This window comes from Micromonospora orduensis, from assembly GCF_006228125.1.
GTDB lineage: Bacteria > Actinomycetota > Actinomycetes > Mycobacteriales > Micromonosporaceae > Micromonospora > Micromonospora orduensis.
The window spans coordinates 1-23712 of sequence record NZ_VDFY01000092.1; the positions used below are offsets into that span (position 1 = coordinate 1).

General features: G+C 73.4%; 21 protein-coding genes. 11 read left to right on the top strand and 10 right to left on the bottom strand.

What is annotated here, in order from left to right:
* Positions 1-507 precede the first annotated feature (507 nt).
* The 7 genes from FHG89_RS04790 (at position 508) to FHG89_RS04815 (ending at position 8332) form a co-directional block, all read left to right on the top strand.
* Positions 508-993, top strand: a complete 486-nt coding sequence (locus FHG89_RS04790; RefSeq protein WP_139583113.1) for a hypothetical protein — start codon at positions 508-510, stop codon at positions 991-993.
* Between the two features lie 44 nt (positions 994-1037).
* Entirely contained in the window at positions 1038-1193 is a 156-nt protein-coding gene (gene sp36 / locus FHG89_RS32790) for a Sp36 family protein (protein ID WP_007466198.1), read from the top strand.
* Positions 1190-1651: a RidA family protein gene (locus tag FHG89_RS04795; RefSeq protein WP_139583114.1), complete on the top strand. Its 462-nt coding sequence runs from the start codon at positions 1190-1192 to the stop codon at positions 1649-1651. The genes sp36 and FHG89_RS04795 overlap by 4 nt, the downstream gene beginning before the upstream one ends.
* Positions 1652-1774: 123 nt before the next feature.
* The gene (locus FHG89_RS04800) at positions 1775-2611 is read left to right on the top strand and encodes an MBL fold metallo-hydrolase (protein WP_139583115.1); all 837 of its coding nucleotides are present in this window, start codon (positions 1775-1777) and stop codon (positions 2609-2611) included.
* A complete protein-coding gene (locus FHG89_RS04805) occupies positions 2608-6192 on the top strand; it encodes an adenylate/guanylate cyclase domain-containing protein (RefSeq protein WP_139583116.1) in 3585 nt (1194 codons plus the stop codon). The genes FHG89_RS04800 and FHG89_RS04805 overlap by 4 nt, the downstream gene beginning before the upstream one ends.
* A gap of 130 nt (positions 6193-6322) precedes the next feature.
* Positions 6323-6802, top strand: coding sequence for a hypothetical protein (locus FHG89_RS04810; protein ID WP_139583117.1), 480 nt, complete (start codon positions 6323-6325; stop codon positions 6800-6802).
* A gap of 30 nt (positions 6803-6832) precedes the next feature.
* A complete protein-coding gene (locus FHG89_RS04815; protein ID WP_139583118.1) occupies positions 6833-8332 on the top strand; it encodes a serine/threonine-protein kinase in 1500 nt (499 codons plus the stop codon).
* Here FHG89_RS04815 and FHG89_RS04820 read toward each other — a convergent pair.
* Complete coding sequence (locus FHG89_RS04820; protein ID WP_139583119.1) at positions 8319-8660, bottom strand: hypothetical protein; 342 nt, start codon at positions 8658-8660, stop codon at positions 8319-8321. The two genes, FHG89_RS04815 and FHG89_RS04820, sit on opposite strands and share 14 nt — an antisense overlap.
* 156 nt (positions 8661-8816) lie before the next feature.
* Between FHG89_RS04820 and FHG89_RS04825 the strand changes: the two genes are divergently transcribed.
* Positions 8817-9755 carry a transporter substrate-binding domain-containing protein gene (locus tag FHG89_RS04825; RefSeq protein WP_139583120.1) on the top strand — a complete coding sequence of 313 codons (939 nt, stop codon included), beginning with the start codon at positions 8817-8819 and terminating at the stop codon, positions 9753-9755.
* A complete protein-coding gene (locus FHG89_RS04830; protein WP_139583121.1) occupies positions 9752-10900 on the top strand; it encodes a hypothetical protein in 1149 nt (382 codons plus the stop codon). The genes FHG89_RS04825 and FHG89_RS04830 overlap by 4 nt, the downstream gene beginning before the upstream one ends.
* A gap of 11 nt (positions 10901-10911) precedes the next feature.
* Here the strand turns inward: FHG89_RS04830 and FHG89_RS04835 are convergent, their stop codons facing one another.
* The 9 genes from FHG89_RS04835 to FHG89_RS04875 form a co-directional block, all read right to left on the bottom strand.
* Positions 10912-12075: an acyl-CoA dehydrogenase family protein gene (locus FHG89_RS04835; protein ID WP_139583122.1), complete on the bottom strand. Its 1164-nt coding sequence runs from the start codon at positions 12073-12075 to the stop codon at positions 10912-10914.
* A complete protein-coding gene (locus FHG89_RS04840; protein ID WP_139583123.1) occupies positions 12075-14051 on the bottom strand; it encodes an acetyl/propionyl/methylcrotonyl-CoA carboxylase subunit alpha in 1977 nt (658 codons plus the stop codon). The genes FHG89_RS04835 and FHG89_RS04840 overlap by 1 nt, the downstream gene beginning before the upstream one ends.
* A 60-nt stretch (positions 14052-14111) precedes the next feature.
* Entirely contained in the window at positions 14112-15713 is a 1602-nt protein-coding gene (locus FHG89_RS04845; RefSeq protein WP_139583124.1) for an acyl-CoA carboxylase subunit beta, read from the bottom strand.
* Positions 15710-16906, bottom strand: coding sequence for an acyl-CoA dehydrogenase family protein (locus FHG89_RS04850; protein WP_139583125.1), 1197 nt, complete (start codon positions 16904-16906; stop codon positions 15710-15712). The genes FHG89_RS04845 and FHG89_RS04850 overlap by 4 nt, the downstream gene beginning before the upstream one ends.
* Entirely contained in the window at positions 16903-18519 is a 1617-nt protein-coding gene (locus tag FHG89_RS04855; protein ID WP_244295160.1) for an acyclic terpene utilization AtuA family protein, read from the bottom strand. Before FHG89_RS04855 ends, FHG89_RS04850 begins: the two co-directional genes overlap by 4 nt.
* A 56-nt stretch (positions 18520-18575) precedes the next feature.
* Entirely contained in the window at positions 18576-19373 is a 798-nt protein-coding gene (locus tag FHG89_RS04860) for a TIGR03084 family metal-binding protein (protein ID WP_139583126.1), read from the bottom strand.
* A gap of 37 nt (positions 19374-19410) precedes the next feature.
* Positions 19411-20016 carry a TetR/AcrR family transcriptional regulator gene (locus tag FHG89_RS04865; protein WP_139583127.1) on the bottom strand — a complete coding sequence of 202 codons (606 nt, stop codon included), beginning with the start codon at positions 20014-20016 and terminating at the stop codon, positions 19411-19413.
* 115 nt (positions 20017-20131) lie between these two features.
* On the bottom strand, positions 20132-20875 hold the full coding sequence (locus FHG89_RS04870; protein ID WP_139583128.1) for a metallophosphoesterase family protein: 744 nt from the start codon (positions 20873-20875) through the stop codon (positions 20132-20134).
* A gap of 113 nt (positions 20876-20988) precedes the next feature.
* The gene (locus FHG89_RS04875) at positions 20989-21666 is read right to left on the bottom strand and encodes a Crp/Fnr family transcriptional regulator (protein WP_007073398.1); all 678 of its coding nucleotides are present in this window, start codon (positions 21664-21666) and stop codon (positions 20989-20991) included.
* A 143-nt stretch (positions 21667-21809) separates the two neighbouring features.
* Here FHG89_RS04875 and FHG89_RS04880 point away from each other — a divergent pair, with 143 nt between their 5' ends.
* Positions 21810-22472, top strand: coding sequence for an adenosylcobinamide amidohydrolase (locus FHG89_RS04880; RefSeq protein ID WP_139583129.1), 663 nt, complete (start codon positions 21810-21812; stop codon positions 22470-22472).
* 56 nt (positions 22473-22528) lie between these two features.
* Positions 22529-23701, top strand: a complete 1173-nt coding sequence (locus tag FHG89_RS04885) for a CapA family protein (RefSeq protein ID WP_139583130.1) — start codon at positions 22529-22531, stop codon at positions 23699-23701.
* Positions 23702-23712 lie beyond the last annotated feature (11 nt).

The window sequence follows — 23712 nt, forward strand, 5'->3', positions numbered from 1 at the left end:
GGGTGGGGAAGGTCGGCGCGGAGACGGCCGGTGCGGCGGGCAGGGCGAGCTGGCCGGGCTGACCGCCGGGGGACGGCTGGCCGGGAGCGGTCGGAGTCGCCTGGCCCGGGATGGCCGAGGTGCCGGCCTGGTCGCCGCTGGGTGGCTGGGTCATGTCTTTCCCCCGGGGGGTGCGGCGCCCGCCGCCGGCGGGGCGTCGAGCGTGATCGAGCGGGCGGCCGGGCGCGGCGCGACCGTCCGACCGGAAGGGTAGCGGTCAACCGCCGGCTGGGTGTCGCCCCTATCGTGCTGTCCGCGCCACCGGTTCGGCTGACGACGAGGCGGAATCTCCCGCAGTCAGGATTCCTAACCCCAAGGTGTCATATATGTGACTTTTGGTGACTGATCGTGCGCGTCCTGTTGGCGGGACTGCTGCTGCGGACCTACCTTCGTCCCGGTGCGGGGGGCGGAACGGGCGAATCGTCCGGGCCGGAAGCGTGATCCGACTGGTACGACCGGAGGCAGTGCATGCGCGACGCGGACAACATCCCTCGCACCCAGTTTCCGACAAACGACCGGCTCCGCCGGACGGGGGCCGTGGGCGAGGCGACTGGCGGGCCGGTCGGCAGCCTGCCGGTCAACGAGCGGTCGTACCGTCGGGTTCCGGAGCCGCCGGAGGTGGTCCGCGCGTCCAGCCGTCCCGCCGAGCGGGTCCGGGACGACGACGAGGCGGGCTTCGTCATCCACCTGCCGATCCGGGTGCCCGACCTGGCGGCGGCCACCGTGCTGGCCGGTCGGGTCGCGGTGTCCCTGGGCTTCCTTCCGGAGCTGGACGCCGGCGAGACCACCGTGTCGAACGCCGACGACCAGAACAATCGGCACCGGGTCTTCTGCGACCTGCTGCTGCCCGACCGCTCCCGCTGCCCGCAGGGGTACGAGCATGAGGGGCAGTGCGGCGAGCTGCCGACCACGCCGGAGCAGCGTCCCGCGCCTCGCTCGGCCAGCGGACCGTAGGCTGTGCCTCGAACAATTCCGCACCGAGAGGGAGCCCTTCAGCGATGCAGAAGTGGGAATACTCCACGGTTCCGCTGCTGGTCCACGCGACCAAGCAGATCCTCGACAACTGGGGCGAGGACGGGTGGGAGCTCGTCGCCGTGGTCCCCGGCCCGAACCCGGACCAGCTGGTGGCGTACCTGAAGCGGCCCAAGGCATGAGCAACGGTCCGCACGCGAAGCTCGCCGAGCTGGGTCTCGAACTGCCCGACGTGGTGCCGCCGGTGGCCAGCTACGTGCCGGCCGTGCAGTCCGGGCAGCACGTGTACGTCTCCGGCCAGTTGCCGATCGCCGAGGGCAAGCTGCTGGCCACCGGCAAGGTCGGCGCGGGGATCTCCGCCGAGCAGGCGAAGGACCTGGCCCAGCGTTGCGCGCTCAACGCCCTGGCGGCGGTCGACTCGCTTGTCGGTCTGGAGACCGTGGTCAAGGTGGTGAAGGTGACCGGTTTCGTGGCCTCCGCGCCCGGCTTCACCGGACAGCCGGCCGTGGTCAACGGCGCCTCGGACCTCTTCGGCACCGTCTTCGGCGAGGCCGGCCGTCACGCCCGCAGCGCGGTAGGTGTGGCCGAGCTTCCGCTGGACGCCCCCGTGGAGATCGAACTGATCGTCGAGGTCGTCTGACCCACCGCACCACAGCCGCGATCTTGCACTTTCTGCCCCGACGAATGCCCTGAAGGGGCATGAATCAGCAGCAGCAAGTGCAAGATCGCGGGGCGTGGTGAGCGGGGTCGTACGATCGCAGCCATGAGCGGGCACGTGACGGGGGCGGTAGCGGCGCTTGCCGACGAATTGCCCCGCTGGGTTTCCCTGCTGCGCGCGCCGAACCCCGGCCCGATGACCCTCGACGGCACCAACACCTGGGTGCTGCGCGCCCCGGCTGCGGAGTACGCCGTCGTGGTCGACCCGGGGCCGGCCGACGAGGGGCACCTGGCCCGGATCGCCGAGCACGGCCCGATCGGGCTGGTCCTGATCACCCACGGCCACCCCGACCACACCGAGGGCTCCGCCCGGTTGAGTGAACTGCTCGGCGGGGTGCACGTCCTCGCCGTCGACCCGGCGCACACCATCGGCGGTGAGCCGCTGACCGAGGCCGGCGAGCATCTGGGCGGGTACGGCCTGGACATCCGCCTGCTGAGCACCCCCGGGCACACCGCCGACTCGGTCTGCTTCCTCGTCGAGCGCGACGGCGAACGGGTGGTGCTCACCGGCGACACCATCCTCGGCCGGGGCACCACCGTCGTCGCTCACCCGGACGGGCACCTCGGCGACTATCTGAGCAGCCTGGGGCTGCTGTCCGCGTACACCGGGATCCCGGCGCTGCCGGGCCACGGCCCGGCGCTGGCGGACTGCGCCGCCGCCGCCGACTTCTACCTGGCCCACCGGCGGGCCCGGCTCGACCAGGTTCGGGCGGCGGTCGACGCCGGCGCGCGCACCCCCGCCGAGGTGGTCGCGGTGGTCTACGCGGACGTGGACCGCTCGTTGTGGTGGGCGGCCGAATGGTCGGTCCGTGCCCAACTGGAGTATCTGGGCGTCGCCACCGGGGAATCCGCGCCGGGGGTCAGTGGGTTGGAGCACATGTGACCTGCCCGGTGTGCGGAACTGTCGCCGTACCCGGCGCGCGGTTCTGCCACAACTGCGGTGCCGCGCTGCCGGCCGCCGCGACGTTGCCGGCGGCCGAGCGCCGGGTGGTCACCGTGCTCTTCGGCGACCTCTCCGAATTCACCTCCTGGTCCGAGGATCTCGACCCGGAACGCGTCGGCGCGGTCACCGACCGGGTGCTCGCGGCCCTCGCGGGCGCGGTGAAGACCTTCGGTGGGCACGTCGACAAGCTGACCGGCGACGGGATCATGGCGGTGTTCGGCGCCCCGGTGGCGCACGAGGACGACGCCGAACGCGCGGTCCGCGCCGCCCTGTCCATGCAGCGGGCGGTCCGTCGGGTGCTCGACGACGAGCGCGGCGGCGGCGCGCCGCTCGGGCTCCGGGTGGGGCTCAACACCGGCGACGTCATCGCGGGCATCCAGGCCGCGATCGAGTACACGGTCATCGGCGACACGGTGAACACCGCCGCCCGGCTGGCCGACGCCGCCGCCGTCGGCGCGGTCTACGCGGGCGGGCGGACCGCCGCCGCCACCCGGCACGTGGCGTCCTGGCGGGCCCTGCGCCCGCTGCGCCTGAAGGGCAAGCGTGAGCCGGTCGAGGCGTACGAGCTGCTGGGTCTGCTGGACGCGCCGGGCACCCGCTCGGGGTTGGGCGACGAGGCGCCCTACGTGGGCCGCGAGACCGAGATCGGTCGGGTGGCCGGCCGGCTCGCCGAGGTGATCGACCAGGGCGACCCGCGGGTGCTGCTGATGACGGCCGAGGCGGGCATCGGCAAGTCCCGGTTCGCGGCCGAGGTGGAACGCCTCGCCGCCGGGTACGACGTGGGCGCCGGCCGGTACGCCGCGCACACCGGCGCCCGGGTGCTGTCGGTGCGCTGCGCCGCCTTCGGTGAGCGCCGCCGCCTCGCGCCGCTGGCCGACCTGGTCCGCGCCGCCGTCGGCCTGCCCAGTGACGCGGCCGCCGCGCTGACCCGACCCGCGGTGGAGGAGCGGCTGCGCCGGCTCGGCCAGCGGCTCAACCGCGCCGGCGGCGAGGTGTCCCCGATCGCCACCGACCAGTTGCTCGCCCTTCTCGGCTACGCCGAACTGCCCGCGCACACCGGCACCGACAACGGTGAGTGGGGTGCCGCTGGCGCGTTGACCGCCGACGCCGAGGCGGTGCCGAACGCGGTCGCCGACCTGCTCAGCGGGCTCGCCGCCGAGGCGCCACTGGTGATCGTGGTCGACGACCTGCACGACGCCACCGCCGAGACGATCCGCGCCCTCGGGCTGACCCTGTCCCGGATCACCGGCCCGGTGCTTGTGCTGCTGCTCGGCCGCCCCGAGCTGGTGCGTACCGCCGGCGCGCTGACCCGGGTCGCGGACGCCGAGGTGCACTCCCTGCCGCCGCTGCGCGGCGCCGACGCGGCCCGCCTGCTCACCAGCTACCTCGGTGGGGGCAAGCTGCCGCAGGCCGACGCCGACCGGCTGCTCGCCACCGCCCAGGGCAACCCGTTCTACCTGGCCGAGCTGGTCACGCTGCTCATCGAGCGCGGGGCGCTCACCACCGCCCCCGGCGCACGGGACCAGGGCTCGTCCGGCTGGCGGCTGGTGCCGGGCTCGTTGGGCAGCCGGCTGCTCTCCCGGGACCTCGCCGCCGTGCTGGCCGCCCGGATCGACGCGCTGCCGCCGGACGCCCGTTCGGTGCTGCGGGACGCGGCGGTCGTCGGCGACACGGTGCCGACCGGTGCGCTGGAGGCGCTGCGGGAGCAGCGCGCCGGCCGCGACGGGCGGCCCTCGGCGGTGGTCGCCGTGGAACTCGACCGGGCGGTGGAGGAGCTGCTGCAACGCCGGATGCTGCACCGCACCCGGGCCGGCTACGCGTTCGCGACGCCACTGATGCGCGAGGCCGCGTACGCCGGGGTGAGCAAGGCGGAACTGGCCGAACGGCACGCCGCGCTGGCTCGGTGGGCGGCGCCGGTGGACGGGGCCACGGCCGGCACGGTGGGCGGGTTCACCGAGGAGGCGCGCGACGACTTCGTGGCGACGCACGTCGAGCGGGCCGCCAGGCTCGCCGACGCGGTGAAGCTGCGCCCGGACGCGCCGGCCCGCGCGGTGGGCCCGCTCGGGGTCGCCGCACTCGGTCGGGCCGCCCGCCGGTCGCTGTCCGCCGGGGAGCCGGCGATGGCCGTGGAGTACGCCGAACGCGCCGCCGAACTGACCCGCGACGGGGTGCCGGCCGCCGACCGGGTCGTGCACGCGCGGGCGTTGCTCCAGATCGGCCGGGTCGTCGACGCGCTCGCGTTCGCCGAGAAGATCGCCGCGAACTCGGGCGACGAGGCGGTACGGGCCAGTGCCCTGCTGCTGGCCGGCCAGGCCCAGCAGACCCTCGGCGACCAGGGCCGGGCGGTGTCCGCCTGGCAGGAGGCGTTGCAGGTCGCCACGGCCGGCGGCCTGCCCACGCTGCGCGCCTCGGCGATGCGCCGGCTCGGCATGGCCGACTTCGTGGGCGGACGGTTGAGTCAGGCGAGCAGCCGGCTGGCCGCCGCGTACCAGGTGAGCCTCGGCGCGCAGGATCGACGCGGGCAGGCGTGGTCGTTGCAGAACCTGGCCTGGGTGACCACCACCCGGGGCGACTTCGCCGGCACCGACGCGGTGCTCGGCCGGGCAGCCCGGCTGTTCGCCGAGCTGAAGGACCCGTACGGGCGGGCCTGGCTGCGGGGCACCACCGCGTTCGCCCGCCTGCTCGCCGGGCGGTTGGGCGAGGCGTGTCGGCTGGCGCAGGTCTTCCTGCCCTTCGGTGAGCGGGTCGGCGAGGCGTGGGCGGTGGGCACGCTGCGCGCGGTGGCGGCGTACGCCACGGCCGAGCTGGGTGAGCTGGCCGAGGCGGACCGGGAGGCACGGCGGGCGTACCGCGAGTTCGCCGCGGCGTCCGACGACTGGGGGCGCGGCTTCGCGCTGGTGGTCCGTGCCGTGGTGGCGCGCGGGCTGGGCGAGCCGGAGCACGCGGCGGACCTGCTGACCGACGCCCTGTCGTACGCCGAGTTGACGTCGCACCCGCTGCTCACCGGGATGGCCGGGACGCTGCGCGGCTTCGTGGCCCTGGACATGGGGGACTGCGAGACGGCCGAGCGGGTGGCCCGCGAGGTGCTGACCGCTGTGGAGCCGCACAACCCGCAGGCGCCGGCGCAGGTCGCGCCCCGGGTGCTGCTGGCCACCGCCCGGCTGGCGGCCGGTGACCCGGCGACCGCGGTCGGTCTGCTCGCGCCGGTGGCGACCGTCGCCGCGAGCGCCCCGTCACTGCTCTTCTCCCGCCGCCAGACGATGGCCCGGTACGCGTCGGCGCTGCTGGCGCACGGTCAGCGGGAGCAGGCGCTGGACTGGGCGCGGCGGGCTGTCACCGCGCCGGCCGAGGACGTCCGCAGCCAGGTGATCGCGGCCGTTGTGCTGGCCGAGGCGTTGGCGGCCTGTGGCCATGCGCAGGAGGCCCGCTCCTGCGCGGACGAGGCGGTACGCCTGGCGTACGCGACCGAGCAACGCAGCGAACGCGCCGAGGCGGACGCCCTGCGCGCCCGCCTCTCCTGACCGGAACTCCTTGATCAACCGGCGGGTTTCTGCCGGTTCCGGGGATGTGGTCGTCGGGCCTACCGGCTAGCGTGTTGGCACCGTCGGCGGTCCACAGTGATGATCGTCGCCGTGCCTGGGGAGGCTCTTCATGAAGCTGCCGCGTTCCATCGCGGGCTGGACCATCGCGGTCTTCGGTGTGCTGGCACTGGTGATGGGCGCGGTCGGGCTGCTCTGGCCGGAGGCGCAGCTGCGCATGCTCGGCCTCGAGGTGCCAGAGGCGCGTGCCGTCGGTGACCACACGGGCACGTTCCTGCTGGCGTCCTCGATGGCGGCGTTCAACATGGGCGTCTACTACCTGCTCGCGACGGTCACCGAGTGGCGGGTGTTCTACCGGTTCACGGTGGTCTTCCGGTTGGTCACGTTCACCGTGTTCACCATCGCCGTGCTTGCCGACATCGCACCTGACCGGTTCTTCGGGGTGGCCGCGTGGGAGGGGCTGGGCGCCGTGGCCACCGCGATCGGTCTGCGCCTTGACGCCCGCCGGGGCGCGTCGGGCGGCACCGACGCGACGCCCGACGCCGGCGCGTCGGGTGACGTCGGGGACGCTCCGGCGGACGCGGTGCGCTGAGCCGCCGGCCGGGTTGGGTATTTTCGAGCAGTGACCGACACCCCGACCGGAGGTTTGCCGGTGCCGAACGTGCCCGGCCTGACCGATCTGCGGGTGTTTGCCCGGGGTGGTTACGCGACCGTCTACCAGGCCACCCAGATCTCGGTCGGCCGCGACGTCGCCGTCAAGGTGGAGAACCGGACGCTTGACAACGAGCGCGACCAGGCCCGCTTCCTGCGTGAGGCTCGGGCGGCCGGCCGGATGTCGTCGCACCCGCACGTCGTGGACCTCTTCGACGTCGGGGTCACCGTCGACCAGCATCCCTACCTGATCATGGAACTCTGCGACGGGTCGTACGCCGAACGGATGCGCACCTCGCCGCTCGGTCCGGTCGAGGCCCGCGACCTCGGCATGAAGATCGCCGACGCGCTCGCCCACTCGCACGCCGCCGGGGTGCTGCACCGGGACGTCAAGCCGGCCAACATCCTCTACTCGAACTTCAACTCGGCCGTTCTGGCCGACTTCGGGCTGGCCGTGCTCGCGGAGCACCGGGACGCATCGGTCACCCTGGAGGTGCTCACCCCGGCGTACGCGCCGCCGGAGATGTTCAGCCACAGCCCGCCGTCCCCCGCCGTCGACGTGTACGCGCTCTGCGCCACCCTCTACGCGGTGATGCACGGCCGGCCGCCGCGCTGGCAGTCCGAGCGCAATCCCAGCCTGGTCACCGTGCTGGAGATGTTCAACCAGCCGCTCCCCGGCCTGCCCGGCGTACCGGACGAGCTGATCGACGTGCTGCGCGCCGGCATGGCCAACGACCCCAACGAGCGGCCCTCCGCCCTCGAACTGCACGAGATGCTCGCCGGCCTTCCCCTCGGCCCGCCGTCGGCGCCGGTCAGCGGCGCGCCGGTCAGCGGCGGCATGACCTACTCCGGTCCATACGTCACCAGTCAGCCGAAGCCCCGCCCCGCCGTGGAGGACACCCAACAGGCGGCTCCCGCCGGGCGGCGCTGGCGACGACGCTGGTTCCTCGGCGGCGCGGGTGCGCTCGCGCTCGCCGCCTCGGCCACCGCCGGTGCCTGGGTGGCCGACAGTTCACCGCCGGCCGGTCCGTCCCCGTCGGCCAGCCAGGTCGCCGCGCCGGCCACCGGGCCGCTGCCCGGCTGCACGACCAGCGCCGGCGCGCCGACCGCCCTGCCCGACGGCGCCCGCTGCCTGCCCGAGCTGGAGTGCTTCGGCCCGATGCGGATCCGTGGGACCCGCGCCGAGGCGGCCCGCGTACCGTGCGCCGGCCCGCACACCTGGGAGACGTACGCCGAGGGTCTGCTGCCGGTGTCGCTGGTCGGCGCCGAGTACGACGAGGTGCTCGCCGCCGAGCCGGTACGCCAGGTGTGCAGCGCCGCCACCTTCCGGGTGACCACCGGGATCGCCGAGGCGACCGGTTGGCACCTGGAGGTGCTGCCGCCCGTCGAGGGCAGCGTCGACCGCGCCTACCGGTGTCTGGCCGGGAAGGGCGTGAACGCGCTCAGCGCGCCGACCCTCACCGATCGCTGAGCCCGCCCGACCCTCGCCGCCTGTCACGCACCGCGCGCAACGCGTCCCGGCTGTCCAGCGCGTCGAGGGTGTCCGCGTCGAGGCCGTAGGGCATCAGTTCCGGTGGGCCGGCCGCCGCGGCCCGGTCCGCCGGCGCGGGGACGTCGCCCTGCCGCGCGGCCGAGGCGGCCACCCCGGCGACCATGGTCAGCAGGACGCAGAGCAGTGCGAGCACCACGCCGAGCAGATCCTGGCGTCGCCAGACGACCAGCGTGACCAGCGGTGCGAGGGCTCCCAGCGCCGCGATCACCGCCACCGTCCGCGCATCGGGCCTGGGTAGTCGACTCACCCCTCCAGCATGTCCGGCTCCGGCCGGCTGTCAACCGCAGAGCCGACGGCGCGCCGGTCGTCCGGTCGCGCCGACGTGCTCGGCGCGTGGGCGTACGCATTGGACCCAAGCCGTTACTGTCGGTGGTCCGCAGGCTGTTACGTCAGCGAGGTCACCATGAACAACAGTTTCCATTCCCGGCTCCGCGCCGTAGCGACGACGCTGGCGGTCGCCCTCACCCTCACCCTGGCCGCCGCCGCGGGCTGCGACAGCCGCAAGGAACCGGAGTTGCCGTCGGTGCAGGAGAAGCTGCGCGAGACGCACATCTACGGCCAGTCGAAGCTGCGCATCGGCGTCGCCACCAACGAACCGCTGATGGGCGACCTGCGCAATGGGCAGCACGTCGGATTCGACGTCGAGATCGGCAGGTACGTGGCCGCCTCCCTCGGCTACGAGGGGGACCAGCGGCTGGAGTTCGTCTCGGTCGCCACCGAGGACCGCATCCCGTCCCTGCAGGGCGGCATGGTCGACCTGGTCGTGTCCAGCTTCTCCATCACCGAGGAGCGCAAGAAGCTGGTGAGCTTCGCCGGACCGTACTTCGTCACCACTCAGGAGGTGATGGTGACGAGTCGACTCAAGGACAAGATCCGCACCATCGAGGACCTGCGCGACCCGGCCTACAAGGTCTGCACCAGCGGTGGTTCCACCACCGAGGCGGAGCTCGAGAAGCGCCAGGTCAAGGCGCTCGTGGTGAAGGACGTCGGTGACTGTGTCGCCGGCATGCGGGAAGGTCGCTACGACGCGGTCAGCTCCGACGAGACGATCCTCGCCGGATTCCTGGCCAGCTTCCCCAAGGAGTTCGAGATCGTCGACATGCCGTTCGGCACCAGCGAACTGCTGGGCATCGGCGTGCCGATCGGCGACCCGGCGCTACGCGACCTCGTCGCGTTCTTCCTCCAGAAGAGCTACGAGCAGGGGCGGAACGGTCAGGCGAGCCCGTGGCAGACCGCGTACAACCGGACGCTCGGCCCGTGGCTGCGCGCCGAGAAGCGCCAGCCGCAGCCACTCGACGTGCCCAAGCTTGTCGACTTCGACGACAAGGCGCCCTCGAAGTGAGTGCGTCGCCGACCGCCACCGGCGGCCCGGTCCCGCCACCCCGGCCGGCCGTACCGCCCGACCTGCCGCCGGCCGAGGTGGACGCCGCAGGCTGGCCCGCCGGCGTGCCGGTCGCCGAGCCCGCCGAACCGCTCGCCGTCGACGCCGAACCGGGACGGGTCCGATGGGACCCGGCGGAGCGCCGGGCCCGGGCCAGCCAGTCCTTCTGGACCGCCGTGGTGGGCGTACCGGCGATCTTCTCGGTGCTCCGGCTCGGCGTCGAGGCCGGCGGGGAACTCCAGACCACGCTGCTGCTGGTGGCGAACGTCGGGCCGGTCAACCTGCTCGCCGGCTTCCTGACCACCGCCGCACGGCTGCTGTCCACCGGGCTGGTCGCCGTCTTCGCGCTCGGCGCGGTGCTGGCCGTCAGCGCGGACCGGCTGCCACCCGGCACCCGTCGTCGTCCGCTCTTCGCCCGCTGGGCCGACATCACCCCGGCCTGGGTGGTGCTCGCCAGCTTCCTGCTCGCCCTGCTCACCTGGCCGCTGCTCTACCTGCCGCTGCTGCTGCCGGCGTTCGTGGCCGCGTTCCAGCTGCGCCCGGAGCGGCTGCACGAACGGACGCTGCCCCGCCTGCTGCTGATCGTCGCGCTGCTCGCCGGGTACGGCTGGCTGCTGCTGCCCACCCTGCGCGACGCCTGGACGCAGGGTGAGGCGCTGGTGCTGGCACTCCTCGTGGTGCCACCACTGCTGGCCGTGTTCGTCGCCGGGCCGCTGCCCGGCATGGTGATCCGACCGCTGGCGTCGCTGACCGAGGTGGCGGTGCTGTCCATGCTGGTCTGGGCCGCGCTTCCGGTGATCAGCACACCGGTGCTGCCGCTGACCGTCACCACTGTGGGTGCGGAGAACGGCCCCACCGAGGACGTACGCGGACACGTCGTCACCACCGACGACGTCAACATGGTGATCCTCCAGGAGCGGGGTGGCGTGCGGTACGTGCCTGTCGACCTGGTCCGCGCGCAGGTGCTCTGCCCGAGCGAGGAGGAACTGCCCCGGCACCGTCTGCGCGTGCACGACTTCCACATCGAGGATTCGCTGCTGGAGGGGATGGGCCGCCGCGTACGCCCGGTGCACCGCATCGACGCCGCCTGCCGCGCCCCCGGCTGACCCACCCCCGCTCAGTAGGACTTGTCCTGGCCCAGGACGTGTTGGGCGACGAAGTTGAGGATCATCTCGCGGCTGACCGGGGCGATGCGACCGGCCCGGACCGCGCCGAGCAGGGTCGCCACCCCGTACTCGGTGGTCATGCCCGCCCCGCCCAGCGCCTGGACGGCGGTGTCCACGGCGAGCGCGGCGGCCTCCCCGGCCGCGTACTTGGCCATGTTGCCGGCCACTCCGGCCTCCAGGTCACGGCCGGCGTCGTACAGGGTCGCCGCCTTCTGGATCATGAGGCGGGCCAGTTCCACCTGCACCGCCGCGTGGGCGAGGGGATGCGACACGCCCTGGTGCGTGCCGATGCTCCGGCCACCCCAGACCTTGCGGGTGGCGGTGTAGTCACTGGCCCGCTCGATGGCGTACCGGCCGGTGCCGGCACCCATCGCGGCGACAGTGATCCGCTCCGGGTTCAGCCCGGCGAAGAGGGCCGGTAGGCCGGCGTCCAGCGACTCGCCGAGCAGGGCGTCGGCGGGCACCCGCACGTCGTCCAGGAAGAGCAGGAACTGGTTCTCCGGGGACACGATCTCCATGTCCAGCCTGGACCGGGTCAGCCCGGCCGCGTCGGTCGGCACCAGGAACAGCGCCGGCTTCAGCTTGCCGCTGGAGGAGTCCTCGGTACGGGCCACCACCAGCACGTGACCGGCCTCGTCGACCCCGGAGATGTAGCACTTGCGGCCGTTGAGCAGCCAGTCGTCGCCGTCACGGCGGGCCACAGTGCTCAGGCGGTGGAAGTTGGAGCCGGCGTCCGGCTCGGTGATCGCGAAGACGATCTTCTGGGTGCCGTCGGCGAGGCCCGGCAGGTGCCGTTTGCGCTGCTCCTCGGTGCCGTGCCGGGCGAGCACGGTGGCGGCGATGGCGGGGGAGACCACCAGCAGCAGCAGCGGGCAGCCGGCCGCCGCCAGCTCCTCGCAGACGATGGCCAGCTCGGTGATGCCGCCGCCCCCGCCGCCGTACTCGGTGGGGATGTTGACCCCCAGGTAGCCGAGCCGTCCCGCCTCGGCCCACAGCTCGGTGGTGTGCTCGCCGGCCTTCGCCTTCTCGACGAAGTAGCCGTGGCCGTAGCGGCGGCCCAACGCCCGCACGGCGTCGCGCAGCTGGTCCTGCTCGGGGGTGAGGTCGAAGATCATCAGGAGGTCTCCTCGGCGTTGTCGATGACGGCCAGCACGGCACCGGTACGGACCTGACCGCCGGCCGGCACCGGCAGCTCGGCGACCACTCCGTCGATCGGGGCGAGCACGGGGTGCTCCAACTTCATCGCTTCCAGCGTGAGCAGCGGATCGCCGGCCGAGACCCGCTGGCCGACCTCGACGTGCACCCGGGTCACCGCGCCGGGCAGCGGTGCGAGCAGCGACCCGGCTGCCAGTTCCGCCGTCGGCAGCGGGAGACGCGGCAACTCGGTGAGGCTCGCGGTCCCGTCCGGGCCGTCCACGAAGACCTCCGACCCCACCCGGTGTACGCGGTACGCGCGGCGAACCCCGTCGACGTCGAGCACCACCCGGTCCGGGCTGGCCTCGACAAGCGCCACTGTCGGGTCGGCGGTGCCGGGGTCGGCGGACCATTCGGCGAGGGCGCCCGTGCGGTCGAGCCGGTAGCGGATCTCGATCTCGCCGCCCGGACCGGTGAAGCGGGTGACCTGCGGGACGGCCGGCACGTTGCGCCAGCCCGACGGCAATCCGGCCAGGACCCGGGCCTCGGCGCGACGGCCGGCGGCCGAGGCGAGCGCCGCCGCGAGCGCGACCACCGGAAGCTGACCGGCGGGCAGCAGCGGCGCGAAGACCTCGGAGTGCCGGTCCAGGAAACCGGTGTCGATCTCCACGGCGGCGAACGCGGGGCTGCGCAGCACCCGGACCAGCAGATCCCGGTTCGTGGTCACCCCGTGCAGCTCGGCCCGGGCCAGCGCGCTGGCCAGCAGCCGGCTCGCCTCGGTGCGGGTACGACCCCAGGCCACGAGCTTCGCCACCATCGAGTCGTAGTGCACGCCGACCACCGAGCCGGCCACCACACCCGAGTCGAGCCGCAGGCCCGGCCCGCTCAGGCCGCCGAACTCGGCCGCCACCTGGGGGACGGCGAACCGGTGCAGGGTGCCGGCGACCGGGCGCCACCCCGCCGACGCGTCCTCGGCGCAGAGCCGCACCTCGATCGCGTGGCCGGTGCTCGCCGGGATGGCCGCCGGCAGCGGCTGACCCTCCGCGACGAGCAGTTGCAGACCCACCAGGTCCAGTCCGGTGCACAGCTCGGTGACCGGGTGCTCCACCTGGAGTCGCGTGTTCATCTCCAGGAAGAAGAACTCCCCGCCTGGGGCGAGCAGGAACTCCACAGTGCCGGCGCCCAGGTAGTCGACGGCGCGGCCGGCGGCCACCGCCGCCTCGTGCAACGCCGTCCGCACCGACTCCGGTACGACCGCCGGCGCCTCCTCGACGATCTTCTGGTGCCGGCGCTGGATCGAGCACTCCCGGTCACCGAGGGCCACCACCCGGCCCTCGGCGTCGCCGAAGATCTGTACCTCGACGTGCCGGCCGCGCTCGACGTACCGCTCGATGAAGACCGTGCCGTCGCCGAACGCCGCAGCCGCCTCGCGGCCCGCGGAGGCGACGGACTCGGCCAGCCCGTCGGCGTCCCGGACGATCCGCATCCCCCGCCCGCCGCCGCCGGCGGACGCCTTCACCAGCACCGGGAAATCGCTCACGTCGGCGGTGTCGGTCCAGCTCGGCAGCATCGGCACGCCCGCCTCGGCGAGCAGCGTCTTCGCCGCCAGCTTGTCGCCCATCGCCGCGATCACCTTGGCCGGCGGGCCGACCCAGGTCAGCCCCGCGTCGGCCACCGCCGCCGCGAACTCGGCGTTCTCCGCGAGGAACCCGTAACCCGGGTGGACGGCGTCCGCGCCGCTGCGCCGGGCCGCGTCGAGGATCCTGTCGACCCGAAGGTACGTCTCGCCAGGCGTGTCCCCGGGCAGCCGGACCGCCTGGTCGGCTTCGGCCACGAACGGCGCGTTCGCGTCCGCGTCCGAGTGCACGGCGACCGTCTCCACGCCGAGCGCCCGGCAGGTGGCGAAGACCCGGCGGGCGATCTCCCCCCGGTTGGCGACGAGCAATCGGTTGATCATGTTGGCTGGGCCTGCCTCTCGTTCGCCACTGCGGTTCGCTGCGTTCCTCGTGCTCACGGGCTACATCCGGAAGACGCCGAAACCGTCGGCGCCCTTCACCGGTCCGTTGTGGATCGCCGAGAGGCAGAGCCCGAGGACGGTCCGCGTGTCCCGGGGATCGATCACGCCGTCGTCGTAGAGCCGGCCGGAGAGGAACAGCGCGCCGGACTGCGACTCGATCTGCTGCTCGACCATCATCCGCATGGCCGCGTCGGACTCCTCGTCGTAGTCGCGCCCGCGAGCTGCGGCGGCCTGCCGGGCCACGATGGACAGCACCCCGGCAAGCTGCGCCGGGCCCATCACCGCCGACTTCGCGTTCGGCCAGGTGAACAGGAACCTCGGCTCGTACGCCCGACCGCACATGCCGTAGTTGCCGGCCCCGTACGAGGCGCCCAGGTTGACCGTCAGGTGCGGCACCGTCGAGTTCGACACCGCGTTGATCATGAGTGCGCCGTGCTTGATGATGCCGCGCTGCTCGTACTCGGTGCCGACCATGTAGCCGGTGGTGTTCTGCAGGAAGATCAGCGGGGTGTCGGAGGCGTTCGCGAGCTGGATGAACTGGGCCGCCTTCTGCGCCTCCTCGCTGAACAGCACCCCCCGGGCGTTGGCCAGCACACCCACCGGGTAGCCGTGCAGCTCTCCCCAGCCGGTGACAAGCGCGTCCCCGTACGCCGGCTTGAACTCGTCGAAGTCACTGCCGTCGAGGATCCGGGCCAGCACCTCACGCGGGTCGAACGGCACCTTCAGATCGGCGCTGGCGATACCGAGCAGCTCCTCCGGGTCGTACTTCGGTGGCTGCGGGACGGCCGTACGCGGCGCCGGGCCGTGCTTGCGCCAGTTCAGTCGGCGTACGCACTGCCGGGCCAGCCGGATGCCGTCCCGCTCGTCGGCGGCCAGGTGGTCGGCGAGCCCGGACGTACCGGCGTGCATCGCCGCGCCGCCGAGCGACTCGTCGTCGGTGACCTCGCCGGTGGCCATCTTGACCAGCGGCGGGCCGGCCAGGTAGACCTGCGACCGGTCCCGAATCATGATCACGTGGTCGGACATCCCCGGCACGTACGCGCCACCGGCCGTGGCGTTGCCGAAGACCACGCTTACCGTCGGGATGCCGGCCGCCGAGAGCCGGGTCAGGTCCCGGAACACCCGACCGCCCGGAATGAAGATCTCCGCCTGGGTCGGCAGGTCCGCCCCGGCCGACTCGACCAGGTTGACCATCGGCAGCCGGTTGGCCAGGGCGATCTCGCCGGCCCGCCGGGTCTTGGCGAGCGACCACGGGTTGACCGCGCCCCCACGAACCGTCGGGTCGTTGGCGACGATCAGGCACTCCACGCCCTCGACCACCCCGATCCCGGTGACCACGCTGGCCCCCACCGGGAAGTCCGTGCCGTACGCGGCGACAGGCGACAACTCCAGGAGCGGACTGTCCGCGTCCACCAGCAGCTCGATCCGCTCCCGGGGGAGCAGCTTGCCGCGGGCGTGGTGCCGGGTGACGTACTTCTCGCCGCCGCCCGCCCGGGCCTGGTCCAGCGCGGCGTCCAGCTCGGCCAGCCGTTCCAGCAACGCGGTCCGGTTGGCCGCGTACCCGGGCGCGGACGGGTCGATCGCGCTGTCCAGGGTGCTCACAGTCCTAACCCCTTTGCGATGATCTCGTTCATGATCTCCGTGGTGCCGCCGCCGATGCCGAGGATCCGCGCGTCGCGGTAGTGCCGCTCCACCTCGGCGTCGCGCAGGTAGCCGAACCCGCCGTGCAGCTGCAACGCCTGGTCGACGACCTGGTCGCAGGCGGCCACCGCGACGTTCTTCGCCATCGCCACCTCGGTCACCACCGGCTCGCCAGCGGCCACCCGACCCGCGACCTCGTGCACGTACGACCGGGCCGCCTCGGCCCGGGTGTGCATCTCGGCCAACCGGTGCCGGATCAGCTGCCGGCTGGCCAGCGGACGCCCGAAGGTCTCCCGGTCCCGGCACCAGCGCACCGCCAGCTCGACGCAGCGCTGCGCGGTCGCGTACGCCTGGGTGGCCAGCGAGAGCCGTTCCGCGGCGAAGTTCTGCATGATCGCCAGGAAGCCGGTGTCCTCCGCGCCGATCCGGTTGGCCACCGGCACCCGCACGTCGACGAAGGACAGCTCGGCGGTGTCCGAGCAGTGCCAGCCCAGCTTCTCCAACCGGCGTCCCACTGTGAACCCGGGCAACCCCTTGTCGATGACCAGCAGGGTGAGCTCACCGCTGCCGGGGAAGTCGGTGCACACCGCCGTGGTCACGAAGTCGGCCCGGTGCCCGCTGGTGATGTACGTCTTCGACCCGTTCACCACATAGTGGTCGCCGTCGCGGCGGGCGGTCGTGCGGATGCCGGCCACGTCCGAGCCGCCGTCCGGCTCGGTGATCGCCAGCGCGCCGATCATCGTGCCGGCCAGCGTGGGCCTGACGTACCGCTGGATGAGGTAGTCGTCGCCGGGCGTGGAGGTGCCGCCGAGCCGGCCACCCAGCGAGCCGCCGACGCCCACGCCCGCCGCCGCGACCATGTGCGGGAGCGCGATGCCATGTGTGAACAGGGCTGCGATCAGGCCGGACGAGCCGCCGGAGCGGATCATCTCCTCGGTCACGACGATCGAGTCGAGCAGGTTCCCGCCGCTGCCGCCGACCGACTCGGGGAAGCCGATGCCGAGCAGGCCGAGTTTCGCGGCGGTCTCGTGCAGGGCGCGGGGCACCTCGCCGGCCCGCTCCCAGTCGTCCAGGTGCGGCAGCACCTCCCGGGTCACGAAAGCCCGGGTCAGCTCGCGCAGTTGCCGGCGTTCGGGTGTGTCCACGATGCTCATCGGCCCGCTCCCGTCGGCACGTCGGCCGGCAGGTCGACGATCCGGGCACGCAGCAGCTCACCGAGCGCCTTGGCCTGCGGGTCGAACCGGGTGGACGCGGCCACCCCCGCCCCGAGCAGGCCCTCGATCACGAAGTTGACCGCGCGCAGGTTCGGAAGCTCGTAGCGCCGCACCGACAGCGGCGCGGTCTCCGGCAGCAGTTCGGCCAGCCGCTCCACGGTCAACCAGGCGCGCAGCCACGCGTACCCCGCGTCGGAGCGCGCCCAGACACCGAGGTTGGCGTCCCCGCCCTTGTCCCCGGAGCGCGCGCCGACAAGCTCGCCGAGCGGGCCGCTCCGGGTCGGGCCGTCCACCGCTGCCGCGCCGCCCGGGACCGTCTCGTCCTCGGAGGTGGCGGCGGTGCGGGTCGGCGGGGCGATCGGCAGCCGCTCGCCGCCGGGCAGCACCGCGACGTGCGTGACGTCGTCCTGTGGGATGTCGTCGGCGGTGAACACGCCGTACGGTGTCGCGTCGCCCGGCAGGGTGGTCAGCGTGCATCCCGGGTACGAGGCCAACGCCAGCTCCACCGCCGCGGCCGAGAAGGCCCGCCCGGCCCGCGCCTTGTCACTGTCGCGCAGGTGTACGTGCAGCAGGGCGCTTGCGGCCTCGGTGTCGGCGGCGTCCGGGTGGTCGGTGCGGGCCAGCGTGAACTCCAGCCCCTCCTTGCCCACCGCCTCCTCGATCTGCCCCCGGACCAGCGCCGCCTTCGCCTCGATGTCCAGTCCGCAGAGGACGAACGTCATCGAGTTGCGGAACCCGCCGAGGTTGTTGACGCCGACCTTGAGCGTTGGCGGTGGCGGGGTGCCCCGGACCCCGGAGACCCGGACCCGGTCCGGCCCCTCGGGTCGCAGCGTCACGGTGTCCAACCGGGTGGTCACGTCCGGCCCCAGGTACGCCGGCCCGCCGATCTCGTAGAGCAGTTGGGCGGTGACCGTCTCGACGGTGACCGCGCCGCCGGTGCCCGGGTGTTTGGTGAGCACTGTGGAGCCGTCCGCGTACACCTCGGCGATGGGGAAGCCGGGGCGGCGCCCGCCGTCGGGCAGTTCGGTGAAGAAGCTGAAGTTGCCGCCGGTGACCTGCGCGCCGCATTCGACGAGATGCCCCGCGACTGTCGCCCCGGCCAGCTCGTCGAGGTCGTCGCGGCCCCACCCGTAGCGGGCGATGGCGGGGCCGATGACCAGCGACGCGTCGGTGACCCGCCCGGTGACGACCACGTTCGCTCCACCGTCGAGGCAGGCGGCGATGCCGAACGCGCCCAGGTAGGCGTTCGCGGTCAACGCGTCCGGCCGCCCGATGGCGTCGCCCTCGACGTACCCGACCCGGGCGGGCAGGCCCAGCCGGGTGGCGAGGGCCTCGATGGCCGAGGCCAGGCCGGCAGGGTTCAGTCCGCCGGCGTTGGTCACGATCCGTACCCCCTGGTCGAGGGCGGTGCCGAGGCAGGTCTCCAGTTGGCGCAGGAACGTCTTCGCGTAGCCGAGGCCGGGGTCGCGCAGCCGGTCCCGACCGAGGATCAGCATGGTCAGCTCGGCCAGGTAGTCGCCGGTCAGGACGTCCAGTTCGCCGCCGTCGAGCATGTCCCGCCAGGCGGTGAACCGGTCGCCGTAAAAGCCGGAGGCGTTGCCGATGCGGATCACGCCGATACCCCGTTCCCGCTGGTCGGCTCGCGGCCGTCGCCCGGCGGCCCGGCGAAGGCCTGCGCCACGTCGAGCCACTCGTCGGCGACCGGGCCGGTGGCCAGCAGGGCGAGGTCCGCGCGGTGGCGGCGCTGGGTGACCAGCAGGCAGAAGTCCCGGGCCGGGCCGCTCAGCCGGTCGGCGGCGTCCACCGGCCCCCAGGTCCAGGTGTCGCCGTCGGGCGCGGTCAGCTCGACCCGGACCGGCGTCGTCGGCGCCTCCCGGCCGTGGGCGGCGAATCCGTGCCCGAGGGTACGCACGCCCAGGTGCGCCACGTGCCGGAGCCGGTCACTGGCGGGGCGGACGACGCCGAGTGTGTCGGCAACGTCCTCACCGTGTGCCCAGGTCTCCATGATCCGGGCCGTGGCCATCGAGGTGGGCGACATCCGGGTGCCGTACCAGGGCAGCTTCGTTCCGGCCGGGACGGCGGCCAGGGCGTCGACGAGTGCCGTCCGCCCGGCGCGCCAGCGGACGAGCAGCTCGGCCGGTGGTGCCAGGAACTCCTCGGCGCCCGCGTCCACCATCCGGGTCACGTCCGGCGCGGCGGTCACCGTCGCGTAGAACGCCTCCGCGTCGGTGGCCGCCAACAGCGCCACGTGGTCGGTCCAGGCGAGGTGGGCGATCTGGTGCCCGATGCTCCAACCCGGCGCGGGGGTCGGCCGCGCCCAGTCGGTCGCGGGCAGCGGGGCCACCAGGGCGTCGAGGTCGGCGGACTCGTCGGCCAGGTCCGTGAGCAGGTCGGTGAGGTCGACCATGGTGCCTCCGGTGGGTGGGGGCCGGTGCGGCCGGCGGTCAGGGCGTGAGCAGGGTGGCGAGTTGCCGCTTCCAGGTGGTCAGCAGGGCGGTGCGGCGGGCCGAGTCGTCGCTGAGCAGGTTGGCCACCCCGAGCCCGCGCAGCAGGTCGAGGGTGGCCTGCACCGCCTCGCGGACGCCGGGCCGGCGTTCGTCGACGCCGAGCAGGGAGACGGTGAGGCGGTGCATCTCCCGGCCGACGGTCGCCTCCAGTGGCACCAGGGCGTCCCGGAGCTCCGGATCGGTGCGGGCGGCGACCCAGAGCTCGAGTGCGGCCACGAAGAGCGGCCCGGTGAACGCCGCCCCGAGCAGGTCGACCACCCGGTCCAACCGCTGCGGGCCGGCCGGCAGCGCCTCGGCCTCGGTGCGCAACTCGTCGGCCCGCCGCTCGGCCAGATGGCCCACGGCGGCCGTCACCAGCGCGGCCTTCGTCGGGTAGTGGTGCAACTGCGCGCCGCGGGAGACACCAGCCCGGGCGGCGATCACCGTGGTGGTGGTGCCGGACCAGCCGTGCTCGACCAGGCAGTCGACTGTCGCCTCCAGCAGCCGGGCCTGGGTGGCGCGGCTGCGCTCCTGCTGAGGGACGCGCGTCGATGCGGTGGACACGCGGACAGCCTGCGCCCTGCGAAACAAACAGTCAAGACTGACTTTTTCCGATGGCGCCGTCGCGGTGACGCCGGCGTCGGTCCGCCATGCCGAACGGAGCTGAGGACTGGTCGGGTCAGCGGCCGTCGCGGGGGCCGAAGACAGCGAGCGCGTCGGCATCGCTGTGCTGCGAGCGCAGGTACTCGTCGGCCCAGGCGGCGGCGTCGGGGAAGCTCGACTCCGCCGCCACCCGGGCGCACGCCGCGTCCACGTCGAAGGCGGTACGGCGTAGCTGCACACCCGGCCCGAGCAGTGCCCACCACGCGCCCGTGCCCCCGTACGGCATCCCGATGCTGCCCGGGTTGACCACCAGGCGCCGGTCGACCAGCCGGGTGAAGGGCATGTGCGTGTGGCCGCAGACCACCGTGGAGACCTCGGCGGGGAGACCTGCGAACACCTCCGCCCAGCGCCCCATCCGCGAGTCGACGAGGACAACCTCCTCGTCGTCGCGGGGCGTCGCGTGGCAGAACAGCGTCGGCCCGAGCCCGTCGATCTCCAGCGTCACCGTCGCGGGCAGCGCGGCGAGTCGGGCCACCTGATCGTCGCGGAGCTGCCCGGCGGCCCAGTTCGACACCTCGATCGACGCGGGCTTCCCGGCGCGCGCCTCGACCAGCTCACGGTCGGCGTTGCCGCCCACCCAGCAGACCCGATCACCGAGATCGGCGAGCACGTCCAGCACCTCGACCGGCTGTGGGCCGGCCGCGATGTCGCCGGTGAGCACGATCAGATCGGCGGCGGCGACGTCCGGCTCGGCCAGGGCCGCCTCCAGCGCGGGCAGCACGCCATGGATGTCGGAGAGCACTGCGACGCGGTTCGGCATGACCCCCACCCTCGACGGTCACACCGCGAGGAGCCGGCATTTCTGCGCCCGGCAGACGAAACGTCCCCGCCCTCCGTCCGTGACGGGAGGCGGGGACGGACCGTACCGCTGTCTCAGACGCGGGCGCGACGGGCCAGGCGCTCCGGGTCCAGGATGATGATGCTCTTGCCGTCCAGCCGCAGCCAGCCGCGCGAGGCGAAGTCGGCAAGCGCCTTGTTGACCGTCTCCCGGGAGGCGCCGACGAGCTGGGCGATCTCCTCCTGGGTCAGGTCGTGGGTCACCCGCAGGACGCCGCCGTCGCGGGTGCCGAAGCGGCCGGCCATCTGGAGCAGGTTCTTCGCGACCCGACCCGGCACGTCCGTGAAGATCAGGTCGGCGAGCGAGTCGTTGGTCCGGCGCAGCCGTCGGGCCAGCACCCGGAGCAGCTGCTCGGCGATCTCCGGGCGGTTGTTCAGCCACGGCCGCAGCGCCTGCTTGCGCAGCCGTACGAGCCGGGTGTCGGTCACCGCGGTGGCGGTCGCCGTACGCGGACCCGGGTCGAAGAGCGACAGCTCGCCGACCATGTCCGACGGGCCCATCACCGCGATCAGGTTCTGCCGGCCGTCCGCGGCGCGGCGGCCAACCTTGATCTTCCCAGACAGAAGGATATAGAGACTGTCGCCGGGCTCGCCCTCATTGAAGACGACCTCGCCCTTGCGGACCTCGATCGTCTCCATCTCCTTGGCGAGCGCCTCGGCAGCTTCCGGGTCGACACCCTGGAAGATCCCGCTGCGGGCCAGTACCTCATCCATCGCGCACCTCCGGTTACGCGTGCCGTCCGTCGGCCGGGTCCGCCGTCCGCTGATCCCCTCGCGCGCCGCCAAGTCTAGGCGCACGTGAGCACGAATCAGAGGTCGGCCCTGGAATCTTGATCGGTGGGCGTAACCTGCCCGACGTGCTGAGCGAGCCAACTCTGACCAGTCGCACCGAGGACCGGCGGCATCCCCCGCTGCTCGTCTGGCGCGCCGACGTGCCCCTGCGGGCGGTCAGCAGCGGCCCGCTGGGCGGTGGAATCGGCGTCCGGCACTGGGTGCTGAACGCGACCGTGCCGATGTCGTACGACCGGGACGACCCAGCCGCCCACCTGGCCGCGCTCGCCGCGGACCTGGCCCTCGACGGGCCCGGGGTGGGGCTGCTGACCGGCGTCGACGTGGCCGAGGTGGTGGGCCGCACCGACACCGGCGTGCGGGCCTGGGCGACGGTCGGCCTCGGCATCCCGGTGCTCGCCGCCGCGCCGACCCCGGCCGCGCTCGCGCAGCGCGTCGGCACGGTCAACATCGTGGTGTACGTGCCGGCGCGGCTCGCCGACTCGGCGCTGGTCAACGCCGTGGCCACCGCGACCGAGGCGAAGTCACAGGCGATCATGGAGCTGGCGTTGCCGGGCACCGGCACCCCGACCGACTCGGTCACCGTGCTCTGCCCGGTGGACGGGCCGGAGGCCGCGTACGGCGGACCGCGCTCCGCCTGGGGCGCCCCGCTGGCCCGCGCGGTGCACGCGGCGGTGCTCGCCGGCGGCGACCGGCCGGTCGTTCCATGGTCTGAGCAGCTCACCGGCTGAAGTTCCAACCGATCGGCCCTCGTCGGCCCGTTTACAGACCGGTAGGGTCGCGGACGATGTACGCTCCCGCCCCCCTCGCGTCCCGCCCGCGTCGCCGCGTCGCCCTCGGCCTCGCCGCGCTGCTGGCCGCCCTGCTCGTCGCCGGCTGCGCCGACCCTGCCGCTGAGGCGCCGATCTGGCAGCCGGGCGCCGGTGGCGGTGGCACCGGCGCGCCGGTGGCCACGGCCGGCCCGAAGGGCGGCGGCGAGCCCACGACCGGCGGTGCGATCTCGCTCTCCGCCACCGGCGACATCATCATGGGCAACGCGCCGAGCCGGCTCCCCGCCGCCGGCGGCAAGGGCTTCTTCAACTCGGTCACGCAGGCGCTCAAGGCCGACCTGGTGATGGGCAACCTGGAGGAGCCGCTGACGGTGGACACCGGCACCGGCAAGTGCGGGGCCAACTCCACCCGCTGCTACCAGTTCCGGGCCCCCCCGGAGTACGCCGCGCACCTGCGCGACGCCGGCTTCAAGGTGCTCAACCAGGCCAACAACCACGGCTACGACTACGGGCCGAAGGGCTACGAGAACACGCAGAAGGCGCTGGAGAAGTACGACCTGAAGCACACCGGCGCCCCGGACCAGATCACCGTGGTCGACGTCAAGGGCGTCAAGGTGGCCGTGGTGGGTTTCTCGTCGTACGTCTGGTCCAACAGCCTGGTCGACATCGCCACGGCCAAGACGGTGGTCGCCAAGGCGGCCACCATGGCCGACCTGGTCGTGGTGCAGGTGCACATGGGCGGCGAGGGCGCGGACCAGACCCGGGTGAAACCCGGCACCGAGATGTTCCTGGGTGAGAACCGGGGGGACCCGGTGAAGTTCTCGCACGCCATGATCGACGCGGGCGCGGACCTGATCGTCGGGCACGGGCCGCACGTGCTGCGCGGCATGGAGTTCTACCAGGGGCGCCTGATCGCGTACAGCCTGGGCAACTTCGCCGGCGGTAGCAACACGTTGATCAATACCGGCCGGCTCGGCTGGGGCGGGGTGCTGAAGGTGTCGCTCAAGCCGGACGGCAGTTGGGCCGGCGGCACGTTCACCTCGACGTACATGAACTCCACAGGCAAGCCGACGATGGACCCGGACGACCGCGGCCTGGGCCTGGTCACCGAGCTGAGTCGCGCCGACTTCCCGAAGGGCGGGGCCCGGTTCGACGGGCAGGGCAGGATCACCGCGCCGACGGCGGGTTGACCCGAGCAGGA

What these genes read in the sequence shown, in the direction of transcription:
- FHG89_RS04790 (WP_139583113.1), top strand. Translation starts at nt 508, where the DNA reads ATGCGCGACGCGGACAACATCCCTCGCACCCAGTTTCCGACAAACGAC.
- sp36 (WP_007466198.1), top strand. Translation starts at nt 1,038, where the DNA reads ATGCAGAAGTGGGAATACTCCACGGTTCCGCTGCTGGTCCACGCGACC.
- FHG89_RS04795 (WP_139583114.1), top strand. Translation starts at nt 1,190, where the DNA reads ATGAGCAACGGTCCGCACGCGAAGCTCGCCGAGCTGGGTCTCGAACTG.
- FHG89_RS04800 (WP_139583115.1), top strand. Translation starts at nt 1,775, where the DNA reads ATGAGCGGGCACGTGACGGGGGCGGTAGCGGCGCTTGCCGACGAATTG.
- FHG89_RS04810 (WP_139583117.1), top strand. Translation starts at nt 6,323, where the DNA reads ATGAAGCTGCCGCGTTCCATCGCGGGCTGGACCATCGCGGTCTTCGGT.
- FHG89_RS04825 (WP_139583120.1), top strand. Translation starts at nt 8,817, where the DNA reads ATGAACAACAGTTTCCATTCCCGGCTCCGCGCCGTAGCGACGACGCTG.
- FHG89_RS04835 (WP_139583122.1), bottom strand. Translation starts at nt 12,075, where the DNA reads ATGATCTTCGACCTCACCCCCGAGCAGGACCAGCTGCGCGACGCCGTG.
- FHG89_RS04840 (WP_139583123.1), bottom strand. Translation starts at nt 14,051, where the DNA reads ATGATCAACCGATTGCTCGTCGCCAACCGGGGGGAGATCGCCCGCCGG.
- FHG89_RS04850 (WP_139583125.1), bottom strand. Translation starts at nt 16,906, where the DNA reads ATGAGCATCGTGGACACACCCGAACGCCGGCAACTGCGCGAGCTGACC.
- FHG89_RS04855 (WP_244295160.1), bottom strand. Translation starts at nt 18,519, where the DNA reads ATGCTCGACGGCGGCGAACTGGACGTCCTGACCGGCGACTACCTGGCC.
- FHG89_RS04860 (WP_139583126.1), bottom strand. Translation starts at nt 19,373, where the DNA reads ATGGTCGACCTCACCGACCTGCTCACGGACCTGGCCGACGAGTCCGCC.
- FHG89_RS04870 (WP_139583128.1), bottom strand. Translation starts at nt 20,875, where the DNA reads ATGCCGAACCGCGTCGCAGTGCTCTCCGACATCCATGGCGTGCTGCCC.
- FHG89_RS04875 (WP_007073398.1), bottom strand. Translation starts at nt 21,666, where the DNA reads ATGGATGAGGTACTGGCCCGCAGCGGGATCTTCCAGGGTGTCGACCCG.
- FHG89_RS04885 (WP_139583130.1), top strand. Translation starts at nt 22,529, where the DNA reads ATGTACGCTCCCGCCCCCCTCGCGTCCCGCCCGCGTCGCCGCGTCGCC.